Below are 22,652 nucleotides of genomic sequence, written 5' to 3'. Positions count from 1 at the left end.
CGCTAGCTCCGCACGAGGCGGGCGAGCAGGACGCGGTATGCCGCCTCGACCCCGGTCGAGAGCGTGGGCTCGAGAACCGGGGCGAAGAGCGGCGAGTGGTTGCTCGGGGTGTCGTCCGCGTCGACGACCTCCTGCGGCATACCCCCGAAGAACCAGTAGACGCCGGGCACGCCGAGGGCGTCGGGCAGCGCCCCGAAGTCCTCGCTGCCCATGACCGCCGGCTTCTCGCTCACCTGCCCGTCGCCGAGCGTGGCGCGCAGCACCTCGACGACCCGGGCGGTCTCGTCGGGGTCGTTGGTCAGCAGCGGGAAGGTGTAGAGCTCCTCGATGTCGGGCGCGCGTGCACCGCTCGCGGCCGCCTCCGCCCCGAGCACCCGACGCAGCGCGGCCAGGAGGTGCTCGCGCACCTGCTCATCCAGCGTGCGCACGTTGATCGTGAACTCGGCCCGGCTGGGGATGATGTTCTCCTTGAGCCCGGCGTGGAAGGTCGCGACGGTGATCACGGCGGGCTGCTGGGGTGGGACCTCGCGGCTCACGAGGCTCTGGATCCGCACCACCATGTGGGCAGCGAGGACGACCGGGTCGATCGTGGCCTCCGGCTGCGAGCCGTGGCCACCGCGCCCGTGCACGGTGATCTTCCAGGCGTCGGAGAAGCTCATCGCCGGTCCGGAGGAGATGTCGATCGTGCCCGTCAGCCCGGGCCACACGTGCTGGCCGTAGACCACCTCGGGGCGCGGAGCCCGGTCCCACAGTCCGTCGGAGAGCATCGCGGCCGCACCCGCTGCGGTCTCCTCGCCCGGTTGGAAGATCACCACGACGGTGCCCGCCCACCCCTCGCGGTCGTGCGCCAGCAGGGCGGCCGCCCCGATCGCGCAGGTGATGTGCGTGTCGTGGCCGCAGGCGTGCATCACGGGCACCTCGGTGCCGTCGGGCAGCGTCCCCCGGGCCCGGGAGGCGTGCTCGAGGCCGGTCTCCTCGGCCAGCGGCAGCGCGTCGATGTCCGCGCGGAAGGCCACGACCGGCCCCTCGCCGTTGCGCAGCACCGCGACGACGCCGGTCCCGCCGCACCGGAACACGTCATACCCGAGCTCGCGCAGGCGCTCCTCCACCAGCGCCGCCGTCTCGTGCTCCTGCATCGACAGCTCAGGGTGGGCGTGCAGGTGTCGATAGAGGTCGTGCAGGCTCTTCTGCAGCTCGGGGTGGTCGGCCAGACTTCTCGGGAGTGTCACCACGCGGGACTGTCTACCTGGGCACGGATGTGCACGCAATGCGAGGTCGAGAGAGGCGCAACCGGTGCAGAGCCGTGCCCAGGTCGGCAGAGGGGGTAGCGGCCGGGCGAGACCCCACGGTTCGTGGCCGGCCCCACGGGTCTTGGGGCCAGCCCTACGGGTCTTGGGGCCAGCCCCACGGTTCGTGGCGAGCCCTACGGCTGCACCAGTGGGGCGAGGCGCCAACCCTGGGGCACCACGCCAAACCGTGGGGCGTGCCCAGCCCGACCCCACGGTTCTTGGCTGGCCCCACGGTTCGCCTCGGGGCCTACGGTTCATGGCCAGCCCTACGGCTGCACCAGTGGGGCGAGGCGCCAACCATGGGGCACCACGCCAACCGTGGGGCGTGCCCAGCCCGACCCCACGGTTCTTGGCTGGCCCCACGGTTCACCTCGGGGCCTACGGTTCATGGCCAGCCCTACGGCTGCACCAGTGGGGCGAGGCGCCAACCATGGGGCACCACGCCAACCGTGGGACGGGACGGCATACCGTGGCAGTATGACGAGCACCCACGCCGCGCTGGTCCGCGACGTCGTCGAGGCGCACCTGGCTGAGGTGCTCGCCGACGTCGAGCTCCTCGTCTCGTGGGAGACCCCGAGCCGGCGGCGCGACCTGCTGCAGCTGGCTCTGCCGCGGCTCGAGCATCACCTGGTCGGGCGTCTCGGTGAGCCCGTCGCCCGCGAGCGCCACGACGGCGGGAGCTACGGCGACGTGCTCGACCTGACCTGGTCCGGCAGCGACGGGGTCGAGGGCACCGTGCTGTCGCTGGCGCACTACGACACGGTCTGGCCCGAGGGGACCCTCGCGGGCTGGCCGCTGACCCGCGACGGCGACCGGCTCACCGGCCCGGGCGTGCTCGACATGAAGCTCGGCATCGTGCAGACCGTGTGGATGGTGCGCGCCCTGCGCGAGCTGGGGGTCCCGCACCCCGCGGTGCGGCTGCTGCTCACGGCCGACGAGGAGATCGGGTCGCGGGCGGGCCGGCCGCACCTGGAACGCGCGGCACGGGAGTCACTGGCGACGCTCATCACCGAGCCGAGCGCTGGCGGCGATGTCAAGGTCCGGCGCAAGGGGATGGTCTTCGCCGACCTCACGGTCCACGGCATCGAGGCCCACGCGGGCCTCGACCCCGACGCTGGCGCGAGCGCGGTGCACGAGCTGGCCCGCCTCGTGCCGCAGGTCGTGGCCCTCGCCGACCGCGGCCGGGAGACGACCGTCAACGTCGGGACGATCCAGGGAGGCACCGGGCGCAACGTGATCGCGGGGACGGCCAGCTGCGAGGTCGACGTCCGCATCCAGGACCCGGCCGAGGAGGACCGGGTCGTCGTCGCGCTCGAGGCGCTGCGACCCACCGATCCGGGCTGCCGGCTCGAGGTCGAGATCGACCGCAACCGCCCCCCGATGAACCCGACCAAGCACACGGCATACCTGCTGGACCTGGTGCGCGCGGCGGGCGCCGACCTCGGCGTCGAGGTGGGCGAGCAGCCGGTGGGCGGCGCCAGTGACGGCAACTTCGTGGCGGCGCTCGGGCTGCCGGTCCTCGACGGGCTCGGTGGCATCGGCGCCGGGCCGCACGCCCGGCACGAGCACGTGCTCGTGAGCGGCATCCCTCGGCAGACCGCGCTGCTGGCCGGGATCGTGGAGCAGCTCGCCGGTCGCTGAGCCCGGGTGGCGCCGCGGAGGCGACTTGGCAGACTGGGTGCCATGGCACGCGCCATGGCGACGAACACGTGGGTCGACCTCGACGAGCTGCTGGACTTCGTCCGCCCCCGGCACCAGCTGGTCGTCATCACGCAGCGCCAGGACGGGATGCCGCAGGCCTCGCCGGTCACCGGCGGTGTCGACGAGCAGGGGCGCATCGTCGTCTTCACCTATCCCGAGCGGGTCAAGACGAAGAACGTCCGGCGCGACCCGCGGGTCAGCGTGCTCGTGCTCTCCGACGACTTCGGCGACGCCCGGGTGCAGGTCGACGGCGCGTGCGAGGTCCTCGACGGCGAGGACGCGATCGAGCCGCTCGTCGACTACTTCCGCTGCATCTCCGGGTAGCACCCGGACTGGGAGGAGTACCGCCAGGCGATGCGGGATCAGGGCACGTCATTGCTGCGGATCCCGCCCACCCGGTGGTCGCCGATCGCCACCGGGGGCTTCCCCGCGCGCCTCGCCAACGGCTGACGCGGCATACCCCTGGGGCCCCGAAGATCTGGACAGAGGAATCTGGGGCCCGTTCCCCAGATTTTTCTGTCCAGACAGTCAGGTCAGCGACCCCGACGCCGTCGGCACGGTGACGCTTGCGAGCCTCAGGGTGTCCTCAGCGGCCGAGCCAGGGCGCCGCGGCCGCGCGGTGCGCCTCTCGCTTCGCCTCGTCCATGCCGTCCCAGGTGCGCACGGCGAAGCCGGATCGGCTGTTGGCCTCGAAGACCTCCCTGTGGTCCTGCACGAAGGTCCAGTAGAGCCCGTCCCAGGCCTCACGCCACTCCCCCGGCGGCAGGTCGGACATCTTGCGGAGGTAGTTGCTGCCCGACACGTAGGGCTTGGTCGTGATCGCCTCCCCGGCCGCGAACTGGCTCATGGCGTAGACGTTCGGCACCATCACCCAGTCATAGGCGTCGACGAAGAGGCACATGAACCAGCGCCACACCTCGTCCGGGTGCACGCGGAGCAGGCACAGGGCGTTGCCGAGCACCATGAGCCGTTCGATGTGGTGCACCCAGCCCCGCTCCAGCGCGCGGCGGATGACGAGGTCGACCGGCTCGAGCCCGGTCTCCCCGGTCCACCACCCCTCCGGCATCGTGCGCCCGTGCTCCAGGACGTTGCTGGTCCGCATCCGCCGCCCCCAGAGCCGATAGGTCGCGCGCATGTACTCCCGCCACCCGATGAGCTGCCGCACGAAGCCCTCCAGGCTCGGCAGGTCGACGTCGTGCTCGTCCGCAGCGGTCAGCGCGCGCTGGAGCACCTGGTCGGGGTCGATGAGGCCACAGTTGAGCGCGGGGGTGAGCGCGGCGTGGAAGACCACCGGGTGGTCGACGCTGATGGCGTCCTCGTAGGGCCCGAACTGCGCGAACCGCTCGTCCAGGAAGCGGCGCAGGGCGGCGTCTGCCTCCCCCGGCGACGTGGGCCAGCAGAACGTCTCCGGGTCACCGGGGGCGTCGGGGAAGGCCTCACGGACCGCGTCGATCGCCTCCTCGACCCGGGTATGCCGTCGTGCCGGGCCCAGGGACGGGTCCGGCACGGGGTGGTCGCGGGGCAGCTTCTTGCGGTTCTCGGTGTCGTAGGACCAGCGGCCACCGACCGGCTGGTCGCCGTCCATGAGGACCTCGAGCCGGCGTCGCTGCCAGGCGTAGAAGTGCTGCATGCGGGCACCCCCACCGCCCAGCTGCTCGTGCACCTGCTCCCGGGTCGTGAGGAAGGCCGGAGTGTCCAGGACGTCCTCGCGGCGCAGCTCGTAGCCGCCCTCGCGCAGCTGGTCGCGGCAGTCGCGGCCCAGCCAGTCGTCCGCGACGTCGAGCACCGTGACCCGGCTGGGCGCAAGACGCTCGACGAGCTGCACCAGCGCCTCCCCGGACGATCGGTCGGGTGAGGACTCGACCAGGTCCACGTCGTACCCCTCGTCGCGGGCGCGGTCGACGAAACGCCGGACCGAGGCGTGGTGCAGCACGATCTTGTGCGCGTGGAAGGGCAGCTGCCGGTAGAGCAGGTCGTCCTCGACCACGACGAGCCGCGTCCCGGGATCGACCTGCAGCTGAGCCCGGTGCAGCTGGTGCGGGTAGACCAGCCGGACCTCGCGGCTCACGCCGCGATCCCGGCGACGAGGGAGACGACCTCGCGGTCGGGGTTCCACCATCGCAGGGCGCTCAGCGTGCGGACCCGGAGTCCGGGGCCCTGAGCGTCGTCGCCCGCCAACAGCTCCACGGCGGCCCCCGCCTCCGCACGGTCCACCCGCCTCGTGAGCGAGACGTGCGGCAGCCAGGGGCGCTCGTCCGCACCGGGCCAGGCGTGGACCAACTCGGCCTGGGCCGCGCGGGCTGCGGTGCTGATGCCGAGGAGCTCGGCGACGACCCGTCGGCGTCCGCCGAGCAGGACCAGCCCGTCGGCCGTGCACCGCACCGGCAGCAGCGCGCCGAACCGGCGCTGGGCCAGCTCCAGGACGTCGGGGGGCGGCGGCTCACTGCTGGAGACCACGGTGAGGTGCGGCCGGTGGGTGGTGCCGCGGTGTCGCGCCAACGAGGGCAGCCCGGCCTGCTCCAGCTGGTCCCAGCGCGCCCGCACCGCGGCGTCGCCCTCGTCCGCGAGGACGAGCTCCAGCGCGTGCTGCCGGCTCACGCCGCCTCCCGGGAGACGCCCGCCATGGCCCACCGCACCGTGCCAGCGCTCACCCGCCCCAGCGGTCGCAGCACCGCACCGGCGAGCACCGGCGACCGCGGCAGCCGCAGCTCGGCCCGCGCCCACTCCGGCAGCAGGGCGACGCCCCCGGCCGCGATCGCCCAGTAGCCCGGGCGCGAGACGAGCGGGAGCGGCGGCTCGAGCAGCAGGAAGCGGGCGGCGTCGCGGGCCGCCTCGCTGGCCTCGAGCTCGGGCCGGTATGCCGCGAGCGCCGCGTCCAGCTCGGCGACCGACCGCGGTGGGTCAAGCACGCCGAGGTGCGCCGCGGGCACGCCGGCCTGGGCGACGTAGCGGTCCGCCTCATCGGGGGTCAGGGGTGTGCCGGCGTAGGCCTGGTAGCCGGCGAGGAAACTCGTGACCTCGGCGACGTGGACCCAGCGCAGCAGGTGCGGGTCGGAGGCGCGGTAGGGCCGCCCGTCGGCGGCCTTGCCGCGGACCCGCTCGTGGATGTCGCGGACCCGTCCGATCGTCTCCAGGGCCAGCTCGACGGTGCCGAAGGTCGTGGTGGCGAGGTAGCTACTGGTCCGCTGCAGCCGTCCCCAGGGGTCCCCGCGGTAGCCCGAGTGGCCCGCCACCCCGGCCATCGCCAGGGGGTGGAGCATCTGCAGCAGCAGTGCCGCCACGCCGCCGGGGAACATCGCCGCGTCGGCGTGGACCCGCCACACCGGGTCGGTCTCGTCGAACCATCGCGGCCCGGGGGTCTCCCAGATCACCGCCGCCCGTTCCGGCGCCTCCTCCCCCGCGACCCGGGTGCGCAGCGCGGACCCCGCCGCCTGCTGCAGCCGGGCGAGAGGAGAGGGCACGAGACCTCCTGGGCGAGATACGACATACCTTGGACAGAGCCTGGACAACCTCCACTATCCCACGACGCGCGCGCTCCGGCATCCCGACGTACAGTGCGGAGCAGACCCCACCCTCGGATCAAGGAGACCGCCATCGCCACCCTGCCCGGTAGCACCCTGGAGATCTTCCCGCTCAACCTCGGCGGCAACCCGTTCGGCTGGACCGCCGACGAGGAGGCGAGCCACGCCGTCCTCGACGCGTTCACCGCCGGCGGCGGCAACCTCATCGACACGGCCGACGCCTACTCCGTCTGGGCCGACGGCCACGAGGGGGGCGAGTCGGAGGCGATCATCGGTCGCTGGCTGGCCGGCCGGGAGCGCGACGACGTCCTCGTCGCCACCAAGGTCGGCAAGCTCCCGACGCGCCAGGGCCTGGCCCGCGACACGGTGCGGGCCGCGCTCGAGGAGTCCCTGACGCGCCTGCAGACCGACCACGTCGATCTCTACTACGCGCACGCCGACGACGAGTCCGTCGCGATCGCAGACCAGGTCGCGACCTTCGACGAGCTGGTCCGCTCCGGGCAGGTGCAGGCGATCGGCCTGTCCAACTACGCGCCGGCACGGCTCCGGGAGTGGGTCGACACCGCGCGCGAGCACGGCATGACCCTGCCCGCGGCGATCCAGCCCCGCTACTCGCTCGTCTCCCGCGAGGTCTACGAGGCCGAGCTGGGACCCCTCGCGGCCGAGCTGGGCCTCGCGGTGTTCTGCTTCCCCGCGCTGGCGTCCGGGTTCCTCACCGGGAAGTACCGCACCGACGCCGACTTCGAGGGCAACGCCCGCGGTGGCGCCGCCCGACGGTATGCCGACGCCGGCGGCCTGGGCGTCGTGGACGCGCTCGTGCGGATCCGCCGAGCGACACGACGTGCAGCCGGCGACGGTCGCCGTGGCCTGGTTGCTGGCGCACGGGATCACCGCCCCGATCGCCTCGGCGTCCCGGCCCGAGCAGCTGGAGCCGTTGCTCGCCGCGACCAGCCTGGCGCTCTCTACCGACGACGTCACCGAGCTCGACGAGGCCTCCGCCGGCTTCTGAGCCCTCTCCGCTCAGGCGCGCGGCAGCTGCCGTGCGGCAGTGGCGTGCCCTCACGCTCGACCGTGCCCTCCGGGGCGCCGTCCGCGCCGGGGTGCCGCTGGCTGCGGCGCTCGCCTCCGCCACCGCAATCCCGGCGCGCGCCATGGGGCTGGGCTCCGGGCGACTCGAGGCCGGGGCCGGCGCCGACATGGTCGCCCTCGATGCCGACCTCACGGTCCTGCAGGTATGGCGCGCCGGCGCACCTCTGCTGTCCTGACCCCGCTCAGACGTCGACGTCGTCGATGCGGTCCAGGTCGGGCAGGTCAGCGAAGATCGCCGGCGGCTCGCGCCAGGGCTCGTGCTCGCCCCGCCGTGCCTCGTCGATCGCGCGGAGCACGCGCTCGGGGGTGCAGGGGATGTCGACGTGCCGCACCCCGAGGTGGGCCACGGCGTCGATCACGGCGTTCTGCACCGCGGGGGTCGAGCCGACCGTGGCCGCCTCCCCGATCCCCTTGGCCCCGAGCGGGTTCCGGTCCGTCGGGGTCTGGGTGAGCGAGGTCTCGAGCTGCACCAGGTCGGCCGCCGTCGGCAGCGAGTAGTCCGCGAAGCTGGCGGTCACCGGGTTGCCGGCCTCGTCGTAGCAGAACTGCTCCCACAGCGCCTGGGAGATGCCCTGGACGCACCCGCCGTGCTGCTGCCCCCGGACCAGCAGGGGGTTGAGCACGGTCCCGCAGTCGTCGACCGCCACGTGCCGCAGCAGCCGGACCGCTCCGGTCTCGACGTCCACCTCGACCACGCTCACGTGGGTGCCGAAGGGAAAGGTCGAGCCGTCCTGCCGGAAGTCGTGGTCGACCGACAGGTCCTCCCCGTCGGCGTGCGCCCGGGAGACCAGCTCCTCCCACGAGAGCCCGGCGCCCGGCACACCCCGCACCCCGAGCCGGCCGTCCTCGAGCACGACGTCGGCCTCGGCCACCTCCAGCGCGTCGGCCGCCAGTCGGGTGACCCGGTCGCGGAGCTCCACCGCGGCGCCGAGCACCGCGCTCCCACCGAGCTGGAGCGACCGGGCCCCGCCCGTGCCGCCTCCGGAGCGCACCTGGGCGGTGTCGGACTGCAGGTAGGAGATCCGCTCCAGCGGCAGCCCCAGCTGGTCCGCCACCAGCATCGAGAACGCCGTCGCGTGCCCCTGACCGTGGGCCGAGGTCCCCGCCATCACGGTGAGCGAGCCGTCGTCCGCCACCCGGATCCCGGCATACTCGGAGCCGCCGAAACCGGTGATCTCGACGTAGCTGGCGATGCCGAGCCCGATCTGCCAGCCGGCGCCCTCGCGACGGCGGCGCTCCTGCTCGCCGCGGACCTCGTCGGCGTCCACCGCCGCGAGGGCGGTGTCGAGCGCGGCGGCATACTCGCCCGTGTCGTAGTGAGCACCGAACTTCGTGTCGTGGGGGAAGTCGCCGGGGCGCAGGAAGTTGCGGCGGCGAAACTCCTCGGGAGCCAGCCCGCACTCCCGGGCGGCGTGGTCCATCGCCCGCTCCAGCATGGCCGCCGCCTCGGGGCGTCCGGCGCCGCGGAAGGCGCCCGTCGGCGCGGTGTTGGTGAGGACCGAGACCGCGTCGTAGCGCAGCCGCGGCACGGCATACGGCCCCTCGGACATGGTGCGGGTCGAGCCGCTGGCGAAGGATCCGCCGAAGCCGGCGTAGGCGCCGCAGTCGCCGACCACTCGCGCGCGCAGCCCGGTGATGAGTCCAGCTGCGGTGAGGCCGACCTCGACGTACTGCACCTGCCCCCGACTGCTCATCGACAGCATCGACTCCGAGCGGGTCTCCACCCAGCGGACCGGTCGGCGCAGCTGCGTCGCCGCCCGCACCACCGCGGCGTGCTCCGGGATGATCCCCGCCTTGCCGCCGAAGGCTCCGCCGACGTGCGGCGCGCGGACCCGAATCGCCTCGGCCGGCAGCCCGGTCCACCGGCGCAGCAGGCGCTGCGCGGTGTGCGGGTGCTGGGTCGCGAGCACGACGTCGAGGCCGACGACCTCCCCAGCCCCCACGCGCTCCCCACCATCCGACTCCCCCCCGTCCTCGACGAGCGGCCGCACCAGGATCCCGTGCCCCTCGATCGGGCTCGCCGCCATCCGGTTGTTCTCCATCCGCACCCGGGCCACCAGGTCGGCTCCCCCGAGCACGTCCACCTCGTCGTCGGCGTCGTCGCGTGCCACGACGACGACGTTCGTGCCCAACTCGGGGAACTGCTGCGGCGCGTCCGGCGCGAGCGCGGCCTCCATGTCGACGACGGCCTCGAGGTCCTCGTAGTCGACGTTGACCAGCTCCGAGGCGTCCACGGCGGCGGCCCGGGTCTCGGCGAGGACGAGCGCCACGGGATCGCCGACGTAGCGGACCCGCCCGCTGGCGAGCGCCGTCCGGGGCACCCGGTCGTGGATCTGGGCGAAGAGGGGCACCGGGTCGGTCCCCAGGTCGTCGGCGGTGAACACGCCGGCGACCCCCGGGGCCTCGCGCGCCGCGGTCACGTCGACCGCGGTCAACCGGGCGTGCGCGACGGGGCTGCGGACGAAGACGGCGTGCAGCACCTCGGGGTCGGTGGCCTCGACGTCGGCGACGAAGTCGCCACGCCCGCGCAGGAGGTCGGGATCCTCGACGCGACGCACCTCGGTGCCCAGGATCGAGGTGCCGCGTTCGGGTGTGGTCATGACCTCATCCTGCCTCTCCCCGGAGCGTCGGGTCGACCGGCATGATGGAGGTATGCCCATCCCGCCGCGCACCGACCTGCTCGACCTCGACACGCTGCTCTCGCCGGACGAGCTCGCCGTCCGCGACAGCGTGCGCCGGGCCTGCGCCGAGCACGTCCTCCCCCACGTCCAGGGGTGGTACGAGTCCGGAGAGCTGCCGCAGGTGCGCGAGCTGGCCCTCGAGTTCGGACGGCTCGGCCTGCTGGGGATGCACCTGAGCGGCTACGGGTGCGCCGGGATGAGCGCGGTCGACTACGGGCTGGCCTGCCTCGAGCTGGAGGCGGCCGACTCCGGCATCCGGTCCCTCGTCTCGGTGCAGGGGTCGCTGGCGATGTTCGCGCTGTGGCGCTTCGGCAGCGAGGAGCAGAAGCAGCGGTGGCTGCCGCCGATGGCGTCCGGGGAGGCGATCGGGTGCTTCGGCCTCACCGAGCCCGACCACGGCTCGGACCCGGCGTCGATGGCGACGCGCGCCCGACGCGACGGCGAGGACTGGGTGCTGTCCGGCGGCAAGACGTGGATCACGAACGGGTCGGTCGCCGACGTGGCGATCGTGTGGGCGCAGACCGATGACCAGACCGGCGGCCGCGGGATCCGCGGCTTCGTGGTGCCGACCGACGCACCCGGATTCACCGCGCACCGCATCCACCACAAGATGTCGCTGCGCGCCTCGGTGACCAGCGAGCTCGTGCTGGAGGACGTCCGGCTCCCCGGCGATGCCGTGCTGCCGGGTGTGGCCGGCCTCAAGGGACCGCTGTCCTGCCTCTCCGAGGCCCGCTACGGCATCGTCTGGGGCGCCATGGGCGCGGCGCGCACGGCTCTGGAGACGGCGCTGGGGTATGCCCTCACCCGCGAGCAGTTCGGGCGTCCGATCGCGGGGTTCCAGCTGACCCAGGCCAAGCTGGTGCAGATGCACGGCGAGCTGGCCAAGGGCACTTTGCTCGCGCTCCACCTGGGCCGGCTCAAGGACGGGCCCGGGCTGCGCCCCGAGCAGGTCAGCGTCGGCAAGCTCAACAACGTCTCCCAGGCGATCGCGATCTGCCGGACGGCGCGCACCGTCCTGGGGGCCAACGGCATCTCGGGCGAGTATCCAGTCATGCGGCACGCCAACAACCTGGAGTCGGTGCTGACCTACGAGGGCACCGAGGAGATGCACACCCTCATCGTCGGCCAGGCCCTCACCGGCGAGGCTGCCTACCGTTGAGTCTCGGCCCGCTCGCGCGTGGAGCCGCTGGTGTCGTCCCCGTCGAGACCGGGCCCCGCGATGGCGAGCTCGCCGAACGCGGCCTCGAGCCGGTCGGCGAGCACCTCCGACAGCGAGGACGCGTAGGTCTCGGTGATGTGGCTGCCTTGCCGGTAGACCAGCACGTCGCCGACCACCGGAGGGCAGACGTCACGCCCGGGGCACACCCAGTCGTTCATCGTCACGAAGGTCGAGGTCGGCACCTGGGCGACCGCCCCGAGCAGGGCCGGCGTGCCGCTGCCCGGGTTGAACCTGATCTGGCAGGTCTCCAGGTCGTCGCGGTTCTCCGCCACGCACTCGTAGACCTGGATCCCCCCTGGCTGGGGCGTGTCGGCCACCGCCACGACCTCGATCCCGGCGTCGGCGACCCGTGACCACCGCTGCGCCATCCCGTCAGAGAGTGCCTCGACGCTCAGCTCGCCGGCGGGGCCGATGCCCCGGGACTTGACCGAGGAGGTGAGCACGACATCCGGCCGGTCCGACTCGATGAGACGGCTGGCGACCTCGTCTCCCCAGTCCTGGCAGTCCTCGGCGCGACCCTCCTCGTCGTACGGCACCGGTGCCGCGCTCCACGGGCAGGCCGAGCGGTAGTACAGCAGGATCTGCCACCCGCGGTCCTGGCCCGCGACGTCGAGGGCGCCCACCCACTGGGCGATCTTGGAGTCTCCGACGACGGCGATGACGACCTCGCCGTCAGGGTCGCCGTAGCTGCAGCGCACCACCTCGTCGCCGGTCGCGTCACACTCGTCCTCGTAGAGCTGGGGGACGTCGCGGGTGGCCTCGAGCGGGTCGGGCGTGATCGACGCCGGCTGGAGGTCGAGGGAGTCGATGGCCGGACCGGGCGCCCCGGCGGTCCCGTCCGGTGGCACCAAGACGCGCCCGGTGCCGACCTCGGCCCCGACGGCCGTCCCGGACTCCTCCAGCGCCGTCGGTGCGGACGGTGAGCCGGTCTCCGCACCGGGGTCCCCGGGCGCGCTGGTCACTGCTGCGTCGTCGGTGAGCGCGAGCGCCCCACGCCTTTGTGCCCCACCGTTCTCGTCGGACTGGTTGGCCTGGATCCGGCGGTCGACCTCCTCCACCAGGTAGCCCCCGGCCGCCGCGCCGCCAGCGGTGCACACCAGCGCCACCGCGATCCCGGCCGCGGGGGCCGCGGCGAGACCACGGGCATACCGCACGGGTTGCTCGATCAGCACGTGACCGGCTGCCGCCGGCAGGAAGGAGAAGGCGACCATGAGCAGCCCCTGCGTCACCGTGAGGCCACCCCAGGCGGCGCCGGCGAGCACGAGGAGCGGCCAGTGCCAGAGGTAGAGCGAGTAGGACAAGGCACCCGTCCACTGCAGCGCGGGCAGCTCGTGGAGCCACGTGGGGCCGGCGTCGCGCGAGGCACGGACCCCGCCGACGAGCATGGCGACGGCCCCGAGGGACGGCACCAGGGCGGCCCATCCCGGCCAGGCCGTCTGGGGGCCGAGGAGCAGCCCGCCGAGGAGCACGGCGACCGGGCCCGCCCAGGCGAGCAGGGTGGCGACCGGCACCGGCACCCGCTGCCACCAGGCCCCCGCGAGCGCGACGAGGGCTCCGAGCCCGAGCTGCCACAACCGGGTGGTGGTGACGAAGTAGGCCTCCTGCGGGCTGGCCTGGCTCAGGTGCACCGCCCACACGAACGACGGCAGCACAACCAGGAGCGCCAGCAGCACCCCGGTGGTGGGGATCACCGGCCATCGGCGTCGCCGGGCGAGGACCACCGCGAGCAGGATGAGCAGGGGCCACAGCAGGTAGAACTGCTCCTCCACCGCCAACGACCAGTAGTGCTGCACGGGCGAGGCCAGGGAGTCCTCGGCGAGGTAGTCCACGGAGCGGTCGGCGAGCCGCCAGTTCACGACGTAGAACGCAGAGGTGACGACGTCCCACCCGATCTCGCGCCAGCGCACCTGCGGCATCACCCACAGGCTCAGCAGCGCGGTCGTCACCAGCACCAGCGCGGCGGCGGGCAGCAGGCGGCGAGCCCGGCGGGCCCAGAACCGCGTCAGGCGGACGGTGCCGGTGCGCCGCACCTCGGTGGCCAGCACGCCGGTGATGACGTAGCCCGAGATGACGAAGAAGACGTCGACGCCGGAGTAGCCGCCGGGCAGCCAGGGCACCCCCGCGTGGTAGAGCATCACCAGCAGCACCGCGAGGGCTCGCATGCCCTCGATATCGGGTCGGTAACCGGCGGGGAGGTGACGTCCGCCGGAACTGCTCATCCGGGAATTCTACGAAACTGGGCCCGGCCGTTTCATCTCCTCGGGCGTCTCCTGCTCCGGGATCAGCCGGCTCACGGCATACCCCAGCCAGAAGAGCGCGAAGGTCGCGAGCACCGACAGCAGGAGGTACCACGGCTGCTCCACGCCGGGGAGCAGCGGACGCTCGCGTTGGTAGAAGTAGTTGCCGCCGGTCAGGGCGTTGGCGGTCTGCGCCACCACGACGTAGAGCAGGAACCAGCCGAAGGCGCGCCGCAGCCCGCTCACCGTCGGACGCCAGTCGGTCGTGACCCAGGCGAAGGCCGGCAGCAGGAGGGTCACCGCGTGGTTGACGAAGAAGCTCCAGCCGAGGACGTGGTCGGCCGGTTGCACCTGCTGGGGGTAGGAGAAGCTCGCCCAGGCCCACAGCCCGAAGAAGAAGAGGACGTCCATGACGCGCCGGTGACCGGTGAGCAGGTAGGCCAGCCCGAGCAGGGCCGACACCCGGGAGATGTGCAGCGGCAGGGACTCCGCCGCATCCCAGCCGGTGGCGAGGTAGAAGCCGTAGAGCGTCACCTGCTGGAGCACGACGACGCCGGCGAGAGCCCGGCGCACCGCGAGCGCGTGCCGACGCGCCGGATCACGCAGCAGCACCAGCCCGGCTGCGAGGAGCACGAACAGCACGGCGTAGGTGAGGTGGTCCGGACCGCCGATGACGATCCAGCCCGGATCGGGGTCGAGGAAGCCGGCCACGGACGGGAGCGTCTCAGACGACGACGACGCGGCTCCCCATGCTCATCATGCCCTGCGCCCAGATCATCTCCATCGCCGCGACCGACACCCGCGCGCACCCGTGCGAGGCGGGCCAGGGCGGGATGGAGGCGGAGCCGTGGATGGCGTAGTCGCCGTAGTAGAACATCGGCCGGTACATCTCACCGAGCTCGCCGTCGCGCCAGCCGTTGCTGTGCATCAGCCACACGGAGAAGTCGCCGGTCGGCGTGTGCGCGATGTAGTCGTTGCCCCTGAACTCGTAGGGCTCCCCGTCGCCGGTGGAGGTGTTGAGGATCATCGAGGTCGCGCCGCCGCGCACGACGAGGATGAGCTGGCTGGATAGGTGCACCTCGACGTGGTCGCCACCGTAGGCCGGCGCCGGGCGGTAGCCCGTCTCGAGCGCGGCACGGGTGTTGGGGCCGACGAGGCCGTCCCGGGACAGGCCGTGCGCCTTCTGCAGCGCCCAGACCGCCTGCTGGGTCAGGTGTCCGAATCCCCCGTCGGCGGCACCGCACCAGTAGCCGCTCGCGGCCAGCTGCTGCTGCAGCGCCGTCACCGCGGGGCCGCTGCTGCCGCGCGCCAGCTCGGCGGGCACCTCGGGCTCGGGCTCCTCGACCGGCTCCGGCTCCGCCTCGGGCTCGGGCGCCTCGGTGTCCTGCTCCGGCGTCGACGTCTCGGGTTCGGGTTCGGGCTGTGGTTCGGGCTCGGGCTCGGCCAGGGCGAACCGGTCGTAGGTGTCGTCCAGGCCGCCGATGACCGCACCGGCCACCAGACCGATACCGCCCTTGACCACCGCGCGGCGCGGCACGTCGTCGAGGCGCGGTCGCCACGCTCGTGGCGCCGCGAAGGCATACCGCAGGTGCCGCATCGAGCTCCCCTTCGTCAGCGTCGTCCTCTAGTAGACGCTGCCGGCCCCCTGGGTGTTGCCTGCGGCTCGCCGTTGTTGCGAAATCGTGACCTCAGGCGCCCCGCACGTCACCCCGCGCACGAGAGCGGGCCGCGACATATGCTGCTGGCACGAGTCAGCCCCCTCAGCCCCACGGAGAACGCGATGCCCCGACGCCCGAGCCCCCGACCGAGTCGTCGCACCCTGCTCACCCTCGGCGGCACGTCCGCGCTCACCGCCGCCCTGGCCGCGTGCGGCGACAACACCGGCCGGTCCGACGCGCCCACGGGCGACGCGGGCGGCAGCACCGGCGGAGGGCGCGCCAGCCTGGCTCAGTGGTACCACCAGTACGGCGAGGAGGGCACCCAGCAGGCCGTCGAGAGGTATGCCGCCGCGTACGCCGACGCGGACGTCACCGTCTCGTGGAAGCCGGGTGACTACGACCAGTCGACGGCGGCCTCGCTGCTCACCGACGCCGGTCCGGACGTCTTCGAGTACGGCAACGGACCGACCATCGACATGATCAAGGGCGGCCAGGTCGCCGACATGAGCGACGTCTTCGGCGACGCCCTCGCCGACTTCACGCCCTCGCTCATCGAGCGGATGACCTACGACGGCAAGATCTGGGCCATCCCGCAGGTGCTCGACATGCAGGTGCTCGTCTACCGGCGCAGCCTGCTAGAAGGGGCCGGCATCGAGGCACCGCAGCAGATCGCCGATCTGGTGGCGGCGGCGCGGGAGCTGACCCGGGACGACGTCACCGGCCTGTTCCTCGGCAACGACGGTGGCGCCGGGCTCATGGGCGGCCCCATGCTCTGGTCCGCCGGGCTCGACTACCTCGATGACGACCAGGTCGGCTTCGACTCCGCGGGTGCGGCCGAGGCCCTCACCGTGCTCCGGACGCTGTGGACGGATGAGTCGCTGCTGCTCGGCGAGGCCAAGGACTGGTTCGACCCCGAGGCCTTCATCTCCGGTCGCGCCGCGATGCAGTGGACCGGGTTGTGGACCTTCCCGGTGATCGCCGACGCCCTGGGCGACGACTTCGGCGCGATCCCCTGGCCGACCATGGAGGGCGGCGCCCCGTCGGTGCCGGTCGGCGCCTACGGCAGCTGCGTCTCCACCCGCTCCGCCGACGTCGACGCCGCCCGAGCTTTCGCCGCCTGGCTGTGGGTGGACCAGACCGACAAGCAGCTCGACTTCGCCACGTCCTACGGCTTCCACGTCCCGTCCCGGTTGAGCCTGGTGCCCGAGGCCGACGTGCTCGCCTCGGGGCCGGCCGCCGACGCGGCGAGCTACGTGCAGGAGTTCGGCCACGCCCAGACGCCGCTGCTGTGGACGCCGAGGTGCGCCACCGCCTGGGGCGACATAATGAATCGCATCGTGCGTGACGGTGCCGACGCGCAGGCCGAGCTCGACCAGCTGGTGCCGATCGTCGAGGCCGAGCTGGAGCGGGTCACCGCCTGATGCGGCCGCGGCTGCGCGGTCGCCAGCCCGCCGGCGCCACCTTCTGGTTCTGGGTCTTCGTCGGCCCGTTCGTCGCCGGGCTCGTCCTCTTCATCTACGTGCCCATCGGCTGGAGCATCTACCTGTCCTTCTTCGAGGCCTACAACACGGTGACGCCCACCGAGTTCGTCGGCCTGGCGAACTACCGCGACATGCTGGGCGACCGCGCCTTCCGCAGCTCGCTGCTCACCTTCGTGGTCTTCGCGGCCTTCATCGTGCCGATTACCTTCGCGGCCTCCCTGCTCACTGCGCTGCTCGTGGCCCGGACCCGGGTGATGCAGGCGTTCTTCCGCTCCGTCTTCTTCCTGCCCACCGCCTGCTCCTACGTCGTGGCGGCGCTCATCTGGAAGATGTCGATCTTCTCCGGGATGCGCTCCGGCGCCGCCAACGCCGGGCTGGGCGTCCTCGGCGTCGAGGCGGCACCCATCCCGTGGCTGTCGGTGACGGACCCGCCGTGGTACTGGCTCGTCATCGTCTCGGCCCGGCTGTGGCTCCAGGTGGGGTTCTACATGATCCTCTTCCTCGCCGCGCTGCAACGGATCCCGACCAACCTCTACGAGGCGGCGGCGATCGACGGGGCGCAGGGATGGCAGGTCTTCCGGCACCTCACCTGGCCCCAGCTGCTCCCCGCCTCGACGGCGGTGCTGCTGCTCCTGCTCATCAACGCCTTCCAGGCGTTCGACGAGTTCTACACGATCCTGTCCACCTTCGGCACGTATCCGCCCTACGCCCGTCCCCCGCTGGTCTACCTCTACTACACCGCGCTGGGGTCGGGGCAGAACTTCGGCGACGGCAGCGCCGGTGCCGTCATCCTCACCGTCCTCATCGCGGCGGTCGCGCTGCTGCAGACCCGGGTGCTGCGGCTCGGCGGGAGGGACTGAGATGCTGCACGAACCTCGCCGGTATGTCGTCGCCCGCTGGGTCCTCCTGGTGCTGGGTGCGGTGCTCTTCCTCGTCCCCTTCTACCTCCTGGTGCGCGGAGCGGTGAGCACGGAGGCGGACCTCGCCTCGGCGACGTGGCACTGGCTGCCGCCGACGTGGGAGTGGGGCAATCTCGTCGCGGTCTTCCAGAACACCACGCTCCCGATGGGTCGGGCCCTGCTCAACAGCACCGTGATCGCCGTGAGCCAGACCGTCGGCGTGCTGGTGCTCTCGGGCATGGCCGGCTACGGGCTGGCCCGGATCCCCTACCGCTGGTCCGGGGTCGTCTTCTGGCTGATCACCGCGACCCTGCTCATCCCGGCTGCGGTGACCTTCGTGCCGAGCTTCGTCCTCGTGTCCTCGCTGGGCTGGATCTCCACGCTGCGCGGGCTCATCGTGCCCGGGCTCTTCCAGGCCCTCGCCACCTTCCTCTTCCGCCAGTTCTTCCTGTCCTTCCCTCGCGAGCTGGAGGAGGCCGCGGCCCTGGACGGGTTGTCGTGGTGGGGCACCTTCTGGCGGGTGGTCGTCCCGAACTCCTGGGGTTTCGCGGCAGCCATCGGCACCATCACCTTCATCGGCAGCTGGAACGCCTTCCTGTGGCCGTTGGTCATCGGGCGGACGCCTGACGCGTGGACCGTGCAGGTCGCCCTCTCGACCTACCTCACCGCCCAGACCTCGCAGATCAGTCAGCTCTTCATGGCCGCGCTCGTCGCGATCCTGCCGCTGCTGCTGATGTTTCTGCTGCTGCAGCGGTGGATCGTGCAAGGCGTCGAGCGCACCGGCCTCAACGACTAGAGCCGCGCCGGCCCGGCCGGGCCGTCCACCGTGGCCCGTAGCCGCGGGACCGGACCGGGGGCGACGGGCCGGTCGACGCCCAGCAGTGCCAGGGTCTGGCCCGACCGCTCGGTGTCGGGGTGCACCAGCTCCAGGCCCGTGAGGGTGAGCGTGGGCAGGTCGTCGTCGGTGGGGTGGGCGCCACCGCCCCAGTCGATGAGGAAGGGCTGGACTCCCCCGAGTCCGAGCGGGCGAGGCACCGCCAGCCGCCAGCGCAGCAGGGTGCCCGCCGTCGTGCGACGGGAGGCCCCAGCGGGCACACCGACCTCGATCCCCGCCGCCGTGGCCTGTGCCACGGTCGCGTCGAGGTCGTCCGGCCGCACCGCCCACGCGTGCAGCCTCGGCACGAAGTCGGGCGTACTCTCGTCGTCGCCGACGAGGTGACCGAAACCCAGCATGGTGTCGTCGGCGGCCACACCCGACTGGTCCGGATCAGGGCCGAGCAGCTCCAGGTAGGCCGCACCACCCACGCCGTCGCGCAGGGCGACCAGCGCGTTGCGGGTGCCCATCCCGGGGTGGGCGCCACCGGGACGTGCCTCGACACCGGTCAGCTGGCGCAACCAGGCGATTCCTGCGTCGAGGTCCGGCACCGCCAGCACCAGGTGGTCGAGCTGGCTCGCGACGCCCGGCCCGGCCACCGTGCCGGGGTCGGGCGCGTTCGCTGCCCTGCGGCGCATCTCCCTCATCCCTCGAGCAGCGTCCGGATGTCCGCGGCCGTCACCGCGCCGGAGCGGAACTCACCGGAGTCGACCACCGAGGCGAAGAGACGGCGCTTGCGCTCCTGCAGGGCGACGACCTTCTCCTCGATGGTGTCGGTCGAGACCAGGCGGTAGACGTTGACGGTGCGTTGCTGTCCGATCCGGTGGGTCCGGTCGACCGCCTGCGCCTCGGCCGCGGGGTTCCACCAGGGATCCAGCACGAAGACGTAGTCCGCCTCGGTGAGCGTGAGCCCGACGCCCCCAGCCTTGAGCGAGATGAGGAAGACCGGCTGGTCGCCCTCCCGGAACTCGGCGATCCGCGCCGGCCGGTCACGGGTGCTGCCGTCGAGGTAGGAGTGGTCGAGCCCGGCTCGCTCCAACGCCTCCCGGACGAGCGCCAGATAGCTCGTGAAGGTGGAGAAGACCAGGGCTCGGTGCCCCTCCGCGGCCAGCGCGACGATGCGCTCGACCAGCGCCGCGATCTTGGCCGAGGTCGCCAGGCCCGCGTGCTCCTGGTGCACGAGCGAGGGATCCAGGGCCAGCTGCCGCAGCACGGTGAGGGCGCGGAAGATCTGGACGCGGTTCTTGTCCATGTCCTCCAGCAGCCCGAGCACGCGCTGCCGCTCGCGTTGCAGGTGCTGATCGTAGATCCGCCGGTGCGCGGGGTGGAGGTCGATCGACAACGACTGCTCGATCTTGTCCGGCAGGTCGGCCGCGACCTCCCCCTTGGTACGCCGCAGCATGAACGGCCGGATCCGACGGCGCAGCCGCTCCAGCTCCTCGGGTGCCGCCCCCGACTCGATGGGTTTGCGGTAGCGCTCGGTGAAGGCCTCCGGTCGGGGGAAGAGCCCCGGAGCCGCGAGCGAGGTCATCGACCACAGGTCCATGAGGGTGTTCTCCAGCGGGGTCCCGGTCATCGCGAAGGTGCGTGTCGCACCCAGCCGGCGCACGGCGTGGTAGGTCGCCGAACGGCGGTTCTTGACGAACTGCGCCTCGTCGAGGATGACCCCGCTCCACGGCAGCGCCTCGTAGTCGTCCGCCTCCAGCCGCAGCAGGGTGTAGGAGGTGATGACGAGGTCGGCCGCCCCGATCGCGGTCGCCAGGTCCCCGTCGCCGTCGCGGCGGCGCCGGGTCGCGGTGATCGTCGCGGTGGCGAGGTGCGGGGCGAAGCGCTCGGCCTGCTCCGCCCACGCCCCCACCACGCTCGTGGGCGCCACGACCAGCACCGGCCCCTCCGCGAGGTCGGCGCGGTGCTCGGCGCGGACCACCATCGCGAGCGCCTGGAGCGTCTTGCCCAGCCCCATGTCGTCGGCCAGGATCCCGCCCAGCCCGGCGTCCCACAGGCCGGTGAGCCACCGGTAGCCCTCGAGCTGGTAGGGCCGCAGCGTCGCCTCCAGCTCCGGTGGAGGCACGACGTGCCCCCGGTCGCCGTCCCCCAGGGCCAGGAGCGCATCGAGCCGCTCCCGCCACTGCCCGTGCTGCTCCTCCACCACCCGCAGCTCGACCAGCTCCTCCCAGAGCCCCGCCTGGTAGGGGGTGAGCCGGACGGCGCCCTGACCCGGCGCCGCCGGTCCGTCGCCCGCGTCGACGAGCTCACGAGCCTCCTCGATGAGCCGCCGCAGGGCATGCAGCTCAGGCTGGTCGAGGCGGAGCCACAGCCCCGAGTCCAGCAGCAAGATCTCCTGCCCCTGGGCCAGCGCGGCGAAGAGCTCCTCGAACGGGACCTGCTGGTCACCGACCGTGACGCTCACGTGCAGGTCGAACCAGTCACCCTCCTGCGCCTGCGTCGTGTCGAGGTGCACGACCGGCGCCTCGCCGGCCTCCTCGTAGGTCGCGAGATCACCGTGCAGCACCACGTCGACGAGGTCGCTCGCCTCCAGCCGCGGCAGGACGTCGGCGGCGAAGGTCGCGGTCGCGAGCTCGGTCGTGGTGGCGACCGGACGGAGCGCCCGCGCTCCGTCGCGGCCCCTCGTCACGAGCGACGGGACGTCCTGCACCAGCCCCAGGGCCACGTCGAGCGCCTTCCGCTCGGCGGTGGCGTCGCGCGGCGGATCGCCCGGCCCCTCCGCCAGCGAGACAACGACGGTGCGCGGCTCGCCGCTCACCGTCGGCAGGGCGTAGGCGAAGGTCCATCGCAGGTGGAGCACGTGGCCGCGCTCGGGCGTGATCTCCAGGCGCAGCCGCGGCGGGTCGTCGCTGGGGGTGACGACGGTCCCGTCGGCCGAGGTGAGCCCGACCTGCCGGGCCAGGGCCGGGTAGTAGGTCGCGAGGAAGCGATCCACCTCCTCGGGCGGCACCTCGAGCGTGCGGTCGGCCTCGACGAGGCCCACCACGGCGGGCGGGACCACCCCTGTCAGGGGCCACAGCGTCAACAGGCCGGCGTCGTCGAGCCAACCCAGCCCGTGCGCCGGACGACCCACGAGAAACAGGCCCGACCGGGGCGCGGAGGAGTCGACCCGCTCGACGTCGATCTCCGGACGCAGCACGAGGCCTCCGTCCTCCCGTCGCGCGAGGTCGAGACCGACCGCCGCCGACCCGGCACCGAGGCGCACCCCCTCCACGCCCTGGCCGGGCACGAGGGGCACACCCGCCGCCACGACCTGGTGGAGCACGCTCCAGGCCACGGCGCCGATCTCACCCAGCGGCAGCTCCTTGGCGCCGGAGTAGAAGTAGCCGAAGCCGGAGCTCTTGCCGAGGGTGGCGAGCTGGGTCAGCAGCGCCCGGTGCCGCGGGTCGACCTCCACCCGCGACCACCGGTTGGTGAGGTCGTCCCACCCGACGCCCTGCCCGACCCACGGTTTGCTCTTCCCCGGCCGCACCGGCGCCAGCCCGAGCCGGACGCTCTCGTCGCGGCCTCCCGGGCCCTGCGTGAGCGACACCCGCAACCCGAGCGGGTGCCGCGCGCCCGGTGGCTGCGCCGGGGTCTGCACGAGCGGGCCGAGCACGTCCTCCCAGCCGGAGCGCCGCGGTGCCGCATCGCGCAGCCGGGCCCGCGCCACGAGCAGCACGGCCACGGCGTGCTTGCAGTCCTCGCCCACCGGGCAGCTGCACTGCCCGGCCCAGACGGCGATCGACCGGTCCCGCACCCGCACCACGGTCTGATAGACCTTGCCCCCGCCGCCGACCACCGTGCCCACCAGAGCCGCCCCGTCCGGACCGGTGACCAGCGTCCGCACCCGGCCGCCGTCGGCATACCCCTGTGCGCGGCGGAAGGTCATCTCGCCGACGTCCGCCCGCAGCTCGCGGTCCTCGACGCGGAGCACCCAGTCCGCGGGCGAGAGGTTCGGCGTGCTCATGGGTCGAGCGTAGGCGGGCGGACCGACAGGCCTGCCGCCCCGTCCACA

Annotated in this window: 17 protein-coding genes and 2 pseudogenes; 9 read left to right on the top strand and 10 right to left on the bottom strand. The window is 72.9% G+C overall.

Annotation, left to right across the window (positions count from 1 at the left end):
- Nucleotides 1-2: 2 nt before the first annotated feature.
- Nucleotides 3-1,232: an amidohydrolase gene (locus AC5PYY_RS10700; RefSeq protein WP_493896797.1), complete on the bottom strand. Its 1,230-nt coding sequence runs from the start codon at nt 1,230-1,232 to the stop codon at nt 3-5.
- 534 nt (nt 1,233-1,766) lie between these two features.
- On the opposite strand from AC5PYY_RS10700, the gene AC5PYY_RS10695 reads away from it, so the two are divergent.
- The gene (locus tag AC5PYY_RS10695) at nt 1,767-2,930 is read left to right on the top strand and encodes a M20 family metallopeptidase (RefSeq protein ID WP_493896796.1); all 1,164 of its coding nucleotides are present in this window, start codon (nt 1,767-1,769) and stop codon (nt 2,928-2,930) included.
- Nucleotides 2,931-2,972: 42 nt separating this feature from the next.
- Nucleotides 2,973-3,440: pseudogene (locus AC5PYY_RS10690) on the top strand (PPOX class F420-dependent oxidoreductase).
- A gap of 136 nt (nt 3,441-3,576) precedes the next feature.
- Here the strand turns inward: AC5PYY_RS10690 and AC5PYY_RS10685 are convergent.
- The 3 genes from AC5PYY_RS10685 to AC5PYY_RS10675 are packed head-to-tail and all read right to left on the bottom strand — an operon-like array spanning nt 3,577 to nt 6,451.
- A complete protein-coding gene (locus AC5PYY_RS10685; protein WP_493896795.1) occupies nt 3,577-5,058 on the bottom strand; it encodes a cryptochrome/photolyase family protein in 1,482 nt (493 codons plus the stop codon).
- Nucleotides 5,055-5,588, bottom strand: coding sequence for a 2'-5' RNA ligase family protein (locus AC5PYY_RS10680; protein WP_493896794.1), 534 nt, complete (start codon nt 5,586-5,588; stop codon nt 5,055-5,057). The genes AC5PYY_RS10685 and AC5PYY_RS10680 overlap by 4 nt, the downstream gene beginning before the upstream one ends.
- Complete coding sequence (locus tag AC5PYY_RS10675; RefSeq protein ID WP_493896793.1) at nt 5,585-6,451, bottom strand: oxygenase MpaB family protein; 867 nt, start codon at nt 6,449-6,451, stop codon at nt 5,585-5,587. Before AC5PYY_RS10675 ends, AC5PYY_RS10680 begins: the two co-directional genes overlap by 4 nt.
- A gap of 93 nt (nt 6,452-6,544) precedes the next feature.
- Here AC5PYY_RS10675 and AC5PYY_RS10670 point away from each other — a divergent pair.
- The 3 genes and pseudogenes from AC5PYY_RS10670 to AC5PYY_RS10660 all read left to right on the top strand — a co-directional run.
- A pseudogene (locus AC5PYY_RS10670) lies at nt 6,545-7,198 on the top strand (aldo/keto reductase); the annotation flags it as partial.
- A gap of 73 nt (nt 7,199-7,271) precedes the next feature.
- On the top strand, nt 7,272-7,520 hold the full coding sequence (locus AC5PYY_RS10665) for an aldo/keto reductase (RefSeq protein WP_493896792.1): 249 nt from the start codon (nt 7,272-7,274) through the stop codon (nt 7,518-7,520).
- Nucleotides 7,521-7,551: 31 nt separating this feature from the next.
- Complete coding sequence (locus AC5PYY_RS10660) at nt 7,552-7,776, top strand: amidohydrolase family protein (RefSeq protein WP_493896791.1); 225 nt, start codon at nt 7,552-7,554, stop codon at nt 7,774-7,776.
- Between the two features lie 6 nt (nt 7,777-7,782).
- Here AC5PYY_RS10660 and AC5PYY_RS10655 read toward each other — a convergent pair whose 3' ends face one another.
- Entirely contained in the window at nt 7,783-10,200 is a 2,418-nt protein-coding gene (locus tag AC5PYY_RS10655; protein WP_493896790.1) for a xanthine dehydrogenase family protein molybdopterin-binding subunit, read from the bottom strand.
- A 52-nt stretch (nt 10,201-10,252) separates the two neighbouring features.
- On the opposite strand from AC5PYY_RS10655, the gene AC5PYY_RS10650 reads away from it, so the two are divergent.
- Nucleotides 10,253-11,440: an acyl-CoA dehydrogenase family protein gene (locus AC5PYY_RS10650; RefSeq protein ID WP_493896789.1), complete on the top strand. Its 1,188-nt coding sequence runs from the start codon at nt 10,253-10,255 to the stop codon at nt 11,438-11,440.
- Here the strand turns inward: AC5PYY_RS10650 and AC5PYY_RS10645 are convergent.
- From AC5PYY_RS10645 to AC5PYY_RS10635, 3 genes are read right to left on the bottom strand one after another with little or no spacing between them, the layout of a single operon-like run.
- On the bottom strand, nt 11,431-13,719 hold the full coding sequence (locus AC5PYY_RS10645) for an acyltransferase family protein (protein WP_493896788.1): 2,289 nt from the start codon (nt 13,717-13,719) through the stop codon (nt 11,431-11,433). The genes AC5PYY_RS10650 and AC5PYY_RS10645 overlap by 10 nt on opposite strands.
- Nucleotides 13,720-13,728: 9 nt before the next feature.
- Nucleotides 13,729-14,448 (bottom strand): TMEM164-related integral membrane acyltransferase, encoded by a 720-nt coding sequence (locus AC5PYY_RS10640; RefSeq protein WP_493896787.1) that lies wholly within the window; start codon nt 14,446-14,448, stop codon nt 13,729-13,731.
- 13 nt (nt 14,449-14,461) lie between these two features.
- Nucleotides 14,462-15,334, bottom strand: coding sequence for a L,D-transpeptidase family protein (locus tag AC5PYY_RS10635; protein WP_493896786.1), 873 nt, complete (start codon nt 15,332-15,334; stop codon nt 14,462-14,464).
- Between the two features lie 183 nt (nt 15,335-15,517).
- On the opposite strand from AC5PYY_RS10635, the gene AC5PYY_RS10630 reads away from it, so the two are divergent.
- From AC5PYY_RS10630 to AC5PYY_RS10620, 3 genes are read left to right on the top strand one after another with little or no spacing between them, the layout of a single operon-like run.
- Nucleotides 15,518-16,816 carry an ABC transporter substrate-binding protein gene (locus AC5PYY_RS10630; RefSeq protein WP_493896785.1) on the top strand — a complete coding sequence of 433 codons (1,299 nt, stop codon included), beginning with the start codon at nt 15,518-15,520 and terminating at the stop codon, nt 16,814-16,816.
- The gene (locus tag AC5PYY_RS10625) at nt 16,816-17,736 is read left to right on the top strand and encodes a carbohydrate ABC transporter permease (RefSeq protein ID WP_493896784.1); all 921 of its coding nucleotides are present in this window, start codon (nt 16,816-16,818) and stop codon (nt 17,734-17,736) included. The genes AC5PYY_RS10630 and AC5PYY_RS10625 overlap by 1 nt, the downstream gene beginning before the upstream one ends.
- A 1-nt stretch (nt 17,737) precedes the next feature.
- Entirely contained in the window at nt 17,738-18,571 is an 834-nt protein-coding gene (locus AC5PYY_RS10620) for a carbohydrate ABC transporter permease (protein ID WP_493896783.1), read from the top strand.
- Here AC5PYY_RS10620 and AC5PYY_RS10615 read toward each other — a convergent pair.
- Both AC5PYY_RS10615 and AC5PYY_RS10610 read right to left on the bottom strand, forming a co-directional pair.
- Nucleotides 18,568-19,287 (bottom strand): VOC family protein, encoded by a 720-nt coding sequence (locus tag AC5PYY_RS10615; protein ID WP_493896782.1) that lies wholly within the window; start codon nt 19,285-19,287, stop codon nt 18,568-18,570. The two genes, AC5PYY_RS10620 and AC5PYY_RS10615, sit on opposite strands and share 4 nt — an antisense overlap.
- Before the next feature lie 5 nt (nt 19,288-19,292).
- Nucleotides 19,293-22,604, bottom strand: coding sequence for a DEAD/DEAH box helicase (locus AC5PYY_RS10610; RefSeq protein ID WP_493896781.1), 3,312 nt, complete (start codon nt 22,602-22,604; stop codon nt 19,293-19,295).
- Nucleotides 22,605-22,652 lie beyond the last annotated feature (48 nt).

This window comes from Serinicoccus sp. JS2-9, assembly GCF_059025165.1.
Note: the sequence above shows the minus strand (reverse complement) of the source record. Positions and strands in the feature narration are given on the sequence as shown.